The organism is Pseudomonas sp. 21 (genome assembly GCF_000955805.1).
Lineage (GTDB): Bacteria > Pseudomonadota > Gammaproteobacteria > Pseudomonadales > Pseudomonadaceae > Pseudomonas.
The window spans coordinates 75,502-87,911 of sequence record NZ_JYOA01000010.1 but is presented as its reverse complement, the minus strand read 5'-3'; the positions used below and the strand labels follow the sequence as shown (position 1 = coordinate 87,911).

Here is a 12,410-nt window from a genome sequence, read left to right as displayed (position 1 = left end):
CCTCAGCCTTCGGTGCCGCCCAGCAGGCGCTGGCGATAGCGCTCGGGCGGCACCGAATACCAGCGCTTGAACGCGCGATAGAACGGCGACAGCTCGGCAAAGCCGCAGGCCCGCGCCACCTCGCGGATCGCCTCGCCCTGCTCCAGCAACTGCGCGGCACGCTGCCGGCGCACCTCCTCCCGCACTTCCCTGAACGTCTGCGCCCGGCTCGCCAGGTTGCGCTGCAGCAGCCCCGGCCGCACGCCCAGCTCACGGGCGCAGCTTTGCAGGGTGCACTCCTCCTCCCCCAGCCGTATGGCGATCAGGTAGCGCAGGCGATTGAGCAGGTCGTTCTCGTCCAGCGTGCCCAGCTGTTCCCGCGCGTGCTCGGTGAGCAACTGGTGCAGCACGGGGTTGCCGGTGCGTGACGGCCGGGCCATTTGCGCGCGGTCGAACAGCAAGGCGTCATGGGGCTTGCCGAAGCTCGGCGTCAGGCCGAACAGCCGCCGGTGCTCGCTCAGCCGGCGCGGCTGCGGATGGCGGAATTCGATGGCCTGGACGCGGAATTCATCGTCGGTGATCAGCGCCAGCAGCTTGAGGAACAGCAGCATCAGACACTCCATCTGCTGGCGCAGGTTGCTGGTGCCCAGATAGTTGAGGTCGAGGATCAGCCGTACCTGCTCGCCCTCCTCGCGCATCTGCGCAGCGAAGCCGCCGGAGAGGATGTGCTGGAAGCGCAGGAAGCTGTGCAGCGCTTCGCGCAGGTCGCTGCTGGCCATCAGCAGGTAGCCGACCACGTCCAGCAGGCGCGGCTTCATCGCCTCCCCCAGGTGCAGGCCGATATCGGCATCGCCGGTAATTTCGTCAAGCGTCGTCCAGAACAAGGGGGCGTCGTCGTGCACCAGACGACCGCTCTGCGCCGGCGGCGGCAGGCGCACCTTCTGCAGCGCCTGGCGGTAGATATCGGTGGGGTCGAAGCCCAGCACCGAGAGCGCCTCGTACAACTGGCGGCGCAGGGTGGCGGACTGGGTCAGCGCCGGAGTGGCGGGGAAGTTCAGCTCGGGGGCGGCCATGGTCACTCCAGGGATTGACCTGAGAATTCCAGTAGCGAGACGTTTGGTCAATGAGCGACGAGCGGTATCCACTGCAAAATCGCCGCATAACAACAAGGAGTTGCCGCATGAAACGCACTTTGACTGTCCTCGCTGTCGTCGTCGCCGCTGCCGCGGCGGGCGCCGGCTGGTACCTGCACGGCAAGCAGCCGGTACGCGACGGACAACTGCCCCTGGCCGGTCTCGCCAGCGAAGTCACGGTTCGCTACGACGAGCGCGGCGTGCCGCACATCAAGGCCGGCAGCGAGGAGGACATGTACCGGGCGATCGGTTACGTCCATGCCCAGGACCGCCTGTTCCAGATGGAAATCCTCCGTCGTCTGTCCCGTGGCGAGCTGGCCGAGGTGCTCGGGCCCAAGCTGGTGGACACCGACCGCATGTTCCGCAGCCTGCGCATCCGCGACCATGCCGCCGAGTACGTGGCCAGACAGGACAAGAACTCTCCGGCCTGGAAGGCTCTGGTCGCCTACCTCGATGGCGTCAACCAGTTCCAGGACAGCCACCCGCGCCCGGTGGAGTTCGACATCCTCGGCATTCCCAAGCGCCCCTTCACGCCCGAGGACACCGTCAGCGTCGCCGGCTACATGGCCTACAGCTTCGCCGCCGCCTTCCGCACCGAGCCGGTGCTGACCTATGTGCGCGACGAACTGGGCGCGGACTACCTGAAGGTCTTCGACCTCGACTGGCATCCCGAAGGCGTGATGACTCCCAAGGCGTTGGCCGCCGCCGACTGGCAGGACCTGAGCGCCATCGCCCGGCTGAGCCACGCGGCGCTGGAGAAGGCCGGCCTGCCGCAGTTCGAGGGCAGCAACGCCTGGGCGGTTTCCGGTGGCCGCACCAGGAGCGGCAAGCCGCTGCTGGCGGGCGATCCGCACATCCGCTTCGCCGTGCCGGCGGTGTGGTACGAGATGCAGGCCAGCGCGCCGGGCTTCGAGCTGTACGGCCACTACCAGGCGCTCAACCCCTTCGCCTCGCTCGGCCACAACCTGCAGTTCGGCTGGAGCCTGACCATGTTCCAGAACGACGACGTCGATCTGGTCGCCGAGAAGGTCAACCCGGACAACCCCAACCAGGTCTGGTACCACGGCCAGTGGACGGACCTGAAAAGCGAGGAGCAGAGCATCGCGGTGAAGGGCGAGGCGCCGGTGAAGATCACCCTGCGCAGTTCACCCCACGGCCCGCTGGTCAACGACGCGCTGGGCACCGCCGCGGGCAAGACGCCGGTCTCCATGTGGTGGGCCTTCCTGGAAACGCAGAACCCGATCCTCGACGCCTTCTACGAGCTGAACCGCGCCGACACCCTGGCCAAGGCCCGCAGCGCGGCCTCGAAGATCCAGTCGCCGGGCCTCAACGTGGTCTGGGCCAACGCCCGCGGCGACATCGGCTGGTGGGCCTCGGCGCAGCTGCCGGTGCGCCCGGACGGGGTCAATCCGAACTTCCTCCTCGACGGCGCCAGTGGCCAGGCCGACAAGAGCGGTTTCTACCCCTTCAGCGAGAACCCGCAGGAAGAGAACCCGCCGCGTGGCTACATCGTCTCCGCCAACTTCCAGCCGGTGCCGGCCAACGGCCGCCCGGTGCCGGGCTACTACAACCTGCCCGATCGCGGCCAGCAGTTGAACAAGCGCCTGTCCGACGACTCGGTGAAGTGGGACCTGCAGAACAGCCAGGCGCTGCAACTGGACACTTCCACCGGCTATGGCCCGCGCTTCCTCAAGCCGCTGCTGCCGATCCTGCGTGAAGCCGCGGCGACCGACGAAGAGAAGGCGCTGGTGGAGAACCTGGCCAACTGGCAGGGCGACCATCCGCTGGATTCCGTGACCGCCACGGTGTTCAACCAGCTGCTCTACCAGGTGGCCGACGGCGCCATGCGCGACGAGATGGGCGACGCCTTCTTCGACAACCTGCTGTCCACCCGCGTGCTCGACGTGGCCCTGCCGCGCCTGGCTGCCGACGAGAACTCGCCCTGGTGGGACAACCGCAAGACCCCGCAGAAGGAAACCCGCGCCGATATCGTCAAGGCCGCCTGGAAGGACAGCCTGGCGCACCTGCGCGCCAAGCTCGGCCAGGACTCGAAGCAGTGGCAGTGGGGCAAGGCGCACACTCTCACCCACAGTCATCCGCTGGGCCAGCAGAAGCCACTGGACCGCCTCTTCAACGTCGGCCCGTTCGCCGCTCCTGGCGGCCACGAGGTGCCGAACAACCTCTCCGCCCGCGTCGGCCCGGCACCCTGGCAGGTGGTCTACGGCCCGTCCACCCGTCGGCTGATCGACTTCGCCGACCCGGCCCACAGCCTGGGCATCAACCCGGTGGGCCAGAGCGGCGTGCCGTTCGACAAGCACTACGACGACCAGGCCGAGGCCTACATCGAAGGCCAGTACCTGCCACAGCACTATGACGACAACGAGGTGAAGGCCAACACCAAGGGCATCCTGCGGCTGATTCCCGTCCGTCGCTGAAGCGCCCTCGACAAGATCCACCCGGAAATGAAAAACCCCGCCTCTGCGGGGTTTTTCATTGGTGCGATGTTGAGAGTGTTGCGGGAGATGCCGGAGCTCCCTGGCGCGATATTCCCCCTAGGGATAGGTCGGGGTGTTGTATTACGCGCCATCTCCCGCACGGAGTGCCATAGGCATCACTGAAGGTTTGCCGACGGCGCCGCCCGGTCCTGGTTCGGGGGGAGACCGGAAAGCGCTACCGAACGCTTTAAAGAGTAGTTCGCAATCCTCTGGGAGCGAGTCTTTCCTACCCACGGATTTTTCCGATAAGTCCCGATATTCCAAGCACTTCGGAATAACGTGTGAGCAAAAAAACACGGGCCACCCGAAGGTGGCCCGTGGTTCGACAATCGCCGGATACTACCGGCCGACAAGACGGCGTCAGGCGGTGGCTGTCGAACCCTTCTGCCAATCGGTCGCGTTGGACTCCATGGCTTCCTGGATCGCACGCTTGCGACGCTCTTCGGCCTGACGGGTGAAGTACCAGGCGAAGAAGGTGAACAGCGAAACGGTCAGCAGGATCAGGCTGGCGACGGCGTTGATCTCCGGCTTCACGCCCAGGCGCACGGCGGAGAACACTTCCATCGGCAGGGTGGTGGAGCCAGGACCGGACACGAAGCTGGCCAGTACCAGGTCATCCAGCGACAGCGCGAAGGACATCATGCCGCCCGCCGCCAGCGACGGGGCGATCATCGGGATGGTGATCAGCATGAACACTTTCCAGGGCTTGGCGCCCAGGTCCATGGCCGCTTCCTCGATGGACAGGTCCAGCTCACGCAGACGCGCCGACACCACCACCGCCACGTAGGACGAGCAGAAGCTGGTGTGGGCGATCCAGATGGTCACGATGCCGCGCTCCTGCGGCCAGCCGATCAGCTGGGCCATGGCGACGAACAGCAGCAGCAGCGACAGACCGGTGATGACCTCGGGCATGACCAGCGGCGCGGTGACCATGCCGCCGAACAGCGTGCGGCCACGGAAGCGCGGGATGCGGGTCAGCACGAAGGCCGCCAGGGTGCCCAGGGCCACCGAGGAGATCGCGGTGTAGCAGGCGATCTCCAGCGAGCGGAACACCGAACCGACCAGCTGCTGGTTGTCCAGCAGGCCGACGTACCACTTCACCGACCAGCCGCCCCAGACGGTCACCAGCTTGGAGCCGTTGAAGGAGTAGATGACCAGGATGATCATCGGCACGTAGATGAAGAGCAGGCCCAACACCAGCATGATGTTGGAGAACGACCAACGCTTGTTCATACCTTGCCCTCCAGCTCTTTAGCCTGGTTCTTGTTAAAGAGAATGATGGGGATAATCAGGATGGCCAGCATCACCACGGCAAGGGCAGACGCCACCGGCCAGTCACGGTTGTTGAAGAACTCCTGCCACAGCACCTTGCCGATCATCAGCGTCTCGGGGCCGCCCAGCAGTTCCGGGATCACGAACTCGCCCACCGCCGGGATGAACACCAGCATGCAGCCGGCGATGATGCCGTTCTTGGACAGTGGGACGGTGATCTTCCAGAAGCTGGTGAAGCTGCGCGCGCCGAGGTCGGACGCGGCTTCCAGCAGGCTCATGTCGTGCTTCACCAGGTTGGCGTAGAGCGGCATGACCATGAAGGGCAGGTACGAGTAGACGATGCCGATGTACACCGCGAAGTTGGTGTTCAGGATCGTCAGCGGCTCGTTGATGATGCCCAGCCACATCAGGAAGCTGTTGAGCAGGCCGTTGTTGGACAGGATGCCCATCCAGGCGTAAACGCGGATCAGGATCGCCGTCCAGGTCGGCATCATGATCAGCAGCAGCAGGACGGTCTGCATTTCCTTGCTGGCGCGGGCGATGGCGTAGGCCATCGGATAACCGATCACAAGGCAGAGGAAAGTGCTGATCGCCGCCATCTTCAGCGAGCCCAGGTAGGCGTCGATGTAGAGCGGGTCGTCCGTCAGCATCAGGTAGTTGCCCAGGTTCATCACGACCTGGAGGGTCTGGTCGGCGTACTGGAACACTTCGGTGTACGGCGGAATGGCCACGTCCGCTGCCGCCAGACTGATCTTCAGCACGATGGCGAAGGGCAGCAGGAAGAACAGGAACAGCCAGAAGAACGGCACACCGATCACGGCATGCCGGCCGTTCGGCAGGCGTTTCATGAGCGATTTGCTGATGTTCATGATTGCAGTACCACACCGCTGTCGTCGTACCAGCTGATGTAAACCGGCTGGTCCCAGGTCGGGCGCGCCACGTGGCGCTCGGCGTTGGCCATGAAGGCCTGGACGATGAAGCCGGAGGTCAGCTTGATGTAGTAAACCGAGTGACCGCCCAGGTAGGCGATGTCGTGGACGGTGCCCTGGGCGACGTTGAAGCCTTCGTGCTCGAGGTTTTCCGGCTTCTGCGCGCTGACCATGACCTTTTCAGGACGCAGTGCGTAGGTCATGCGCTTGTTCTCGGCACGGGTGCTGATGCCGTGGCCGATGTAGATCGGGTTTTCCAGCTGCGGGCAGGCGATGACCGCGTGGTCCTGCAGGTCTTCGACGATCTCGCCGTCGAACAGGTTGACGTTGCCGATGAACTCGCAGATCAGGCGGCTGGCCGGCGTCTCGTAGATGTCCATCGGGCTGCCGATCTGCTCGATGCAGCCCAGGTGCATGATGGCGATGCGCTGGGCCATGGTCATGGCCTCTTCCTGGTCGTGGGTCACCATCACGCAGGTCACGCCCACGCGCTCGATGATTTCGACCAGCTCAAGCTGCATCTGCGAACGCAGTTTCTTGTCCAGGGCGCCCATGGGCTCGTCGAGCAGCAGCAGCTTCGGACGCTTGGCCAGGGAGCGGGCCAGGGCCACGCGCTGACGTTGGCCACCGGAGAGCTGGTGCGGCTTGCGCTTGGCGTACTGGGTCATCTGTACGAGCTTGAGCATCTCGTCGACGATCTTGTCGATCTCGGCCTTGGGCAGGCCGTCCTGCTTGAGGCCGAAGGCGATGTTCTGCGCCACGCTCATGTGGGGGAACAGGGCGTACGACTGGAACATCATGTTGATCGGCCGCTCATAGGGCGGCAGGTCGGTAATGTCCTGGCCATCGAGGAAGATGCGACCTTCAGTGGGACGCTCGAAACCAGCCAGCATGCGAAGCAGGGTCGACTTGCCCGAACCCGAACCACCCAGCAGGGCGAAGATCTCGCCTTTCTTGATGTCCAGGGACACGCTGTCCACAGCCAGCGTTTCGTCGAACTGCTTGCTGACCCGGTCGATTTTTACCAGAACCTCTTTAGGCTTCTGGTCGCCACTCAAGGCTTTCTTGTAGGCACCGGAGGCTATTGCCATTACCACAACTCCCAAATCATAGAGGCCCGGCCCCCGCGGCCGGGCATGCTTGGTATTACAGGGCTGGCGCAGTTTACGTGCGCCGGAAAACCTTGCGAGAGGCTCTCCGACGCTCCGTGCCCGCGCGGACGGATTTGGGGAAAACCGTCTTACTTGCCCGACTTGATCTTGGTCCAGGAACGGGTCATGAGGCGCAGGATCTTCGGCGGCAGCTCATGCTGCACGAAGAGTTTGTCGAGAACCTCCTGGGATGGGTACACCTCAGGATTGTTGCGCACGGACTCATCCATGAATTCGCCAGCCTTGGGGTTCGGGTTGGCGTAACCGACGTAATCGCTGACCTTGGCGATCACTTCGGGTTTGAGCAGGTAGTTGATGAACGCGTGGGCCGCCTTCGGGTTGGAGGCATCCTTCGGCACGGCGAGGATGTCGAACCAGAGGTTGGCGCCTTCCTTGGGAATGGCGTAGGCGATGTTCACGCCCTTGCCGGCTTCCTTGGCGCGGTTGGCGGCCTGGAATACGTCACCGGAGAAACCGGCCGCAACGCAGATGTTGCCGTTGGCCAGGTCCGAGATGTACTTGGAGGAGTGGAAGTAGGTGACGTACGGACGCACCGCCATCAGCTTCTCCTCGACCTTCTTGTAGTCATCCGGATTGGTGCTGTTGGGGTCCAGCCCCATGTACTTGAGCACAGCCGGCATCATCTCGTCGCCCGAATCGAGGAAGGCGACGCCGCACTGGCTGAGCTTCTTCATGTTCTCGGGCTCGAAGAGCACAGCCCACGAATCGATCTTGTCGACACCCAGCACGGCCTTGACCTTCTCGACGTTGTAGCCGATGCCGTTGGTGCCCCACAGGTACGGCACGCCGTACTCGTTGCCCGGGTCGTTGGCCTCGAGCTGTTTCATCAGGTGCGGGTCGAGGTTCGACCAGTTCGGCAGCTGGCTCTTGTCCAGCTTCTGGAACGCACCGGCCTTGATCTGGCGACCGAGGAAGTGGTTGGACGGCACGACCACGTCATAGCCGGTGCGACCGGCCAGGAGCTTGCCTTCCAGGGTTTCGTTGGAGTCGAAGACGTCGTACACCGGCTTGATGCCGGTTTCCTTCTCGAAATCGGCGAGGGTGGTTTCACCGATGTAGTCCGACCAGTTGTAGATGTGGACGGTCTGCTGCGCCTGGGCCAGCGAAGTCAGGCCGAAGAGGGAGACTGCAGCGATCAGGGTTCTGCGGAAGGGAATGCGCACACGTGAGTCCTCTCGTTGTTTTTTACTACTTCAGTCGGTTGCTGCCGGGGTTTCGACGGCCGGTCCGTGGGTAGCGCCGAACCCTTCATCAGCACGAGAGCGCCAGGGCTTGCGCAGCCATTCCACCGATGGAAGCTGTTTGTTGCTGCCGGTAGCGGCGAGGGAGGGCACTCCCCCGCCGCTGTCCCGGACCATCCGCTGCCGCGTCAGGCGGCAGCGACTACCCGATTACTTGCCGGACTTGATGGTGGTCCAGCTGCGGGTCATCAGACGCTGGGTCTTCGCCGGCAGATCCGGGAAGGCGTACAGCTTCTTCATGGTTTCCGGAGTCGGATACACGCCCGGGTCGTTGCGGATCGCCTCGCTCACCATCGGGGTGGCCGCGGCGTTGCCGTTCGGGAACTGCACGACGTTGGTGATCTCGGACATGACGGCCGGCTCGAGCAGGAAGTTGATCCACTTCAGCGCGGCTTCCTGGTTCTCGGCATCCTTCGGAATGGCAACGGTGTCGAAGAACGCGCCGGCACCTTCCTTCGGAATGTTGTACTTCACAGTGACCTTGTTCTTGGCTTCTTCAGCGCGGGACTTGGCCTGGTAAACGTCACCCGAGTAACCGATGGCCACGCAGATGTTGCCGTTGGCGATATCGGAAATGTACTTGGAGGAGTGGAAGTAGGAGACGTACGGACGAATCTTGAGGAACAGCGCTTCGGCTTCCTTCAGCTCTTTCGGGTCCTGGCTATCCGGCTTGTAGCCCAGGTAGTGCAGGGCCGCCGGGAGCATTTCGGTCGGCGAGTCGAGGAAGCTCACGCCGCAGGCCTTCAGCTTCTGGATGTTTTCCGGCTTGAACACCAGGTCCCAGGAGTCCACCGGGGCGTTGTCGCCCAGCGCGGCCTTGACCTTGTCCGGGTTGTAGCCGATGCCGATGGTGCCCCACATGTAGGGGATCGCGTACTGGTTGCCCGGGTCGCTGATCTCCAGGGTCTTCATGATGTCCGGGTTCAGGTTCTTCCAGTTCGGCAGCTTGGACTTGTCCAGCGGCACATACACGCCCGCCTTGATCTGCTTGGCCAGGAAGGAGTTGGACGGCACCACGATGTCGTAGCCCGACTTGCCGGCCAGCAGCTTGGCTTCCAGCACTTCGTTGCTGTCGTAGACGTCGTAGACGACCTTGATACCGGTTTCCTTGGTGAACTTGTCGACCGTGTCCGGTGCGATGTAGTCCGACCAGTTGTAGACGTGCAGCACCTTGTCATCTGCCTGCGCCATACCAGCCACAGCGCCCGCCAGCGTTACAGCGAGCAGGGATTTGCCGAAGGTCTTGAACATGCGGGTAGCTCCGTTTGTTTTTTTGATGTTCCGGGTGGCGTGGACATCTCCTTCCGTCACCACCCGGTGAGCCTGGCCAACGCACAGGCGCAGTCTGTCAAAGGTCCGGTGAAAGACTCAAGACAGAACGGCTGCGGCGGTTTGATCGAGGCACTTGCGCGCCAGGGTGATCAGGTCATCGATCTGCGATTTCTCGATCACCAGCGGCGGCGAGATAATCATAGTGTCTCCCACCGCGCGCATGATCAGACCGTTGCGGAAGCAGTGCTCGCGGCACAGCATCCCGACACCCTTGCCTTCGAAGCGCTCGCGGGTCTTCTTGTTCTTCACCAGCTCCAGTGCTGCCACCAGGCCTACCCCGCGGGCTTCGCCTACCAGGGGATGGTCGGCCAGCTCTTGCCAGCGTTGCTGCAAATACGGTGCCGTTTCGTTCTTCACACGCTCGACGATCTTCTCTTCACGCAGGATGCGGATGTTCTCCAGCGCCACCGCAGCGGCTACCGGGTGACCAGAGTAAGTGAAGCCGTGGTAGAACTCCCCACCCTCATTCAGGGTATGGACGATCTCGTCGCGAACGATCACGCCGCCCATGGGGATGTAGCCGCTGGTCAGGCCCTTGGCGATCGGCATCAGGTCCGGGGCGTTGCCGAAGTACTGGCTGCCGAACCATTCGCCGGTACGGCCGAAGCCGCAGATGACTTCGTCGGCGATGAACAGGATGTCGTACTTGGCGAGGATCTCGCGGATCTTCGGCCAGTAGGTTTTCGGCGGGATGATCACGCCGCCCGCGCCCTGCAGGGGCTCGGCGATGAAGGCGGCGACCTTGTCTTCGCCGACTTCGAGAATTTTCTTCTCAAGCTGCTCGGCAGCCCAGACGCCGAACTCTTCCGGGTCCATGTCGCCGCCTTCGCCGAACCAGTACGGCTGGGCGATGTGCTCGATGCCGGGGATCGGCAGGTCGCCCTGCTCGTGCAGCGCCTTCATGCCGCCCAGGCTGACGCCGGCGACGGTGGAGCCGTGGTAGCCATTCCAGCGGCCGATGACCACTTTCTTCTGCGGCTGGCCCTTGATGGTCCAGTAGTGGCGAACCATGCGCAGCACGGTGTCGTTGGACTCGGAGCCCGAGCCGGTGAAGAACACGTGGTTCATGCCTTCGGGGGCGATGTCGGCGATGGCCTTGGACAGCTCCAGCACCGGCGGGTGGGCGGTCTGGAAGAACAGGTTGTAGTAGGGCAGTTCCTGCATCTGCTTGTAGGCGACTTCAGCAAGCTCCTTGCGACCGTAGCCGACGTTCACACACCACAGGCCAGCCATGCCGTCGAGGATCTTGTTGCCCTCGCTGTCCCACAGGTACACGCCTTCGGCCTTGGTGATGATGCGCGCACCCTTCTCGTTCAGTTGCTTGTAGTCGGTGAACGGAGCCAGGTGGTGATCGCGGCTGAGCGCCTGCCAGTGTTGGGTGTTGGCGCTGGTCTGGTTAGTCATCTTGATAAAACCTCTTCTCTAAGAAACACGGGGCCCGGCCACGCGCCGGACCCCACGCCGATCAGACAGAAAGCAGGAGGAACTCGCGCTCCCAGGAACTGATTACTCGCTTGAAGTTCTCGTGCTCGGCGCGCTTCACCGCGACGTAGCCCCGAATGAACTTGTCACCCAGGTATTTCTCCAGGGTCTTGCTGCCTTCCATGCATTCCAGGGCGGCCTCGATGGTCAGCGGCAGGCGCAGGTTACGCCGTTCATAACCACGGCCTTTGACCTGGGCACTGGGTTTGAAGCCTTCGACCATGCCGATGTAACCGCACAGCAGGCTGGCCGCCAGGGCCAGGTAGGGGTTGGCGTCGGCGCCGGCCAGGCGGTTCTCCACGCGGCGGTTGTCCGGGGTGGAATCCGGTACGCGCAGGCCCACGGTGCGGTTCTCCTCGCCCCACTCCACGTTCACCGGCGCCGAGGTATCGGGCAGGAAGCGGCGGAACGAGTTGACGTTCGGGGCGAACAGCGGCAGCGCCTCGGGGATCAGCTTCTGCAGGCCGCCGATGTGGTGCAGGAACAGCTCGCTCATGCTGCCGTCGGCGTTGGAGAAGATGTTCTTGCCGGTCTTGATGTCGACGATGCTCTGGTGCAGGTGCATGGCACTGCCCGGCTCGCCGGTCATCGGCTTGGCCATGAAGGTCGCGGCCACGTTGTGCTTGAGCGCAGCCTCGCGCATGGTGCGCTTGAACACCACGATCTGGTCGGCCAGGTCCAGGGCATCGCCGTGACGGAAGTTGATCTCCATCTGCGCGGTGCCTTCTTCATGGATCAGGGTGTCCAGATCCAGGCCCTGCAGCTCGCACCAGTCGTACATGTCCTCGAACAGCGGGTCGAATTCGTTCGCCGCGTCGATGGAGAAGGACTGGCGGCCGGTCTCCTGGCGACCGGAACGGCCGATCGGAGCCTGCAGCGGGTAGTCGGGGTCGTCGCTGCGCTTGGTCAGGTAGAACTCCATCTCCGGCGCCACGATCGGCTTCCAGCCTTTGTCGGCGTACAGCTGGAGCACGCGCTTGAGCACGTTGCGCGGCGACAGCTCGATGGGGTTGCCCAGCTTGTCGTAGGTGTCGTGGATGACCATCGCGGTCGGCTCGATGGCCCAGGGGACGAGGAACACGGCATTCTCGTCCGGGCGGCAGACCATATCGATGTCGGCCGGGTCCAGCAGGTCGTAATAGATGTCGTCCTCGACGTAATCACCGGTCACGGTCTGCAGGAGAACGCTCTCCGGCAGGCGCATGCCCTTCTCGTTGAGGAATTTCGCAGTCGGCGCGATCTTGCCCCGGGCGATCCCGGTCAGGTCGGCGATCATGCATTCCACTTCAGTGATCTTGCGTTCCTTCAACCAGCCACTGAGCTGGTCTAACTTGCTAGTCATAAAGACCTCAGGGTTTGAGAGCCCGGCCCCAAC

At 63.4% G+C, this 12,410-nt stretch carries 9 protein-coding genes; 1 reads left to right on the top strand and 8 read right to left on the bottom strand.

The features are described from left to right. Positions 1-2: 2 nt before the first annotated feature. The gene (locus tag UB43_RS22365) at positions 3-1,052 is read right to left on the bottom strand and encodes an AraC family transcriptional regulator (protein ID WP_045215546.1); all 1,050 of its coding nucleotides are present in this window, start codon (positions 1,050-1,052) and stop codon (positions 3-5) included. Positions 1,053-1,159: 107 nt separating this feature from the next. Between UB43_RS22365 and UB43_RS22360 the strand changes: the two genes are divergently transcribed. Next, positions 1,160-3,547, top strand: coding sequence for a penicillin acylase family protein (locus UB43_RS22360; protein ID WP_045215544.1), 2,388 nt, complete (start codon positions 1,160-1,162; stop codon positions 3,545-3,547). 420 nt (positions 3,548-3,967) lie between these two features. On the opposite strand, the gene UB43_RS22355 is transcribed toward UB43_RS22360, so the two are convergent. The 7 genes from UB43_RS22355 to UB43_RS22325 all read right to left on the bottom strand — a co-directional run bounded on the left by UB43_RS22355 (position 3,968) and on the right by UB43_RS22325 (position 12,377). Further along, on the bottom strand, positions 3,968-4,840 hold the full coding sequence (locus tag UB43_RS22355; protein WP_024762146.1) for an ABC transporter permease subunit: 873 nt from the start codon (positions 4,838-4,840) through the stop codon (positions 3,968-3,970). Further along, complete coding sequence (locus UB43_RS22350; RefSeq protein WP_089285861.1) at positions 4,837-5,718, bottom strand: ABC transporter permease subunit; 882 nt, start codon at positions 5,716-5,718, stop codon at positions 4,837-4,839. The genes UB43_RS22355 and UB43_RS22350 overlap by 4 nt, the downstream gene beginning before the upstream one ends. A gap of 26 nt (positions 5,719-5,744) precedes the next feature. After that, complete coding sequence (locus UB43_RS22345; protein ID WP_045215541.1) at positions 5,745-6,899, bottom strand: ABC transporter ATP-binding protein; 1,155 nt, start codon at positions 6,897-6,899, stop codon at positions 5,745-5,747. Positions 6,900-7,048: 149 nt separating this feature from the next. Beyond that, entirely contained in the window at positions 7,049-8,116 is a 1,068-nt protein-coding gene (locus tag UB43_RS22340; protein ID WP_305728781.1) for a polyamine ABC transporter substrate-binding protein, read from the bottom strand. A 255-nt stretch (positions 8,117-8,371) separates the two neighbouring features. Continuing rightward, on the bottom strand, positions 8,372-9,472 hold the full coding sequence (locus UB43_RS22335) for a polyamine ABC transporter substrate-binding protein (RefSeq protein ID WP_045215535.1): 1,101 nt from the start codon (positions 9,470-9,472) through the stop codon (positions 8,372-8,374). A gap of 117 nt (positions 9,473-9,589) precedes the next feature. Beyond that, positions 9,590-10,957 (bottom strand): aspartate aminotransferase family protein, encoded by a 1,368-nt coding sequence (locus tag UB43_RS22330; RefSeq protein WP_045215532.1) that lies wholly within the window; start codon positions 10,955-10,957, stop codon positions 9,590-9,592. A gap of 61 nt (positions 10,958-11,018) precedes the next feature. After that, positions 11,019-12,377 (bottom strand): glutamine synthetase family protein, encoded by a 1,359-nt coding sequence (locus UB43_RS22325; RefSeq protein WP_045215530.1) that lies wholly within the window; start codon positions 12,375-12,377, stop codon positions 11,019-11,021. Between the last annotated feature and the right edge of the window lie 33 nt (positions 12,378-12,410).

Excerpts from the sequence above, each read along its gene's own strand:
- UB43_RS22365 (WP_045215546.1), bottom strand. The coding sequence starts at position 1,052 with ATGGCCGCCCCCGAGCTGAACTTCCCCGCCACTCCGGCGCTGACCCAG.
- UB43_RS22360 (WP_045215544.1), top strand. The coding sequence starts at position 1,160 with ATGAAACGCACTTTGACTGTCCTCGCTGTCGTCGTCGCCGCTGCCGCG.
- UB43_RS22355 (WP_024762146.1), bottom strand. The coding sequence starts at position 4,840 with ATGAACAAGCGTTGGTCGTTCTCCAACATCATGCTGGTGTTGGGCCTG.
- UB43_RS22345 (WP_045215541.1), bottom strand. The coding sequence starts at position 6,899 with ATGGCAATAGCCTCCGGTGCCTACAAGAAAGCCTTGAGTGGCGACCAG.
- UB43_RS22335 (WP_045215535.1), bottom strand. The coding sequence starts at position 9,472 with ATGTTCAAGACCTTCGGCAAATCCCTGCTCGCTGTAACGCTGGCGGGC.
- UB43_RS22330 (WP_045215532.1), bottom strand. The coding sequence starts at position 10,957 with ATGACTAACCAGACCAGCGCCAACACCCAACACTGGCAGGCGCTCAGC.
- UB43_RS22325 (WP_045215530.1), bottom strand. The coding sequence starts at position 12,377 with ATGACTAGCAAGTTAGACCAGCTCAGTGGCTGGTTGAAGGAACGCAAG.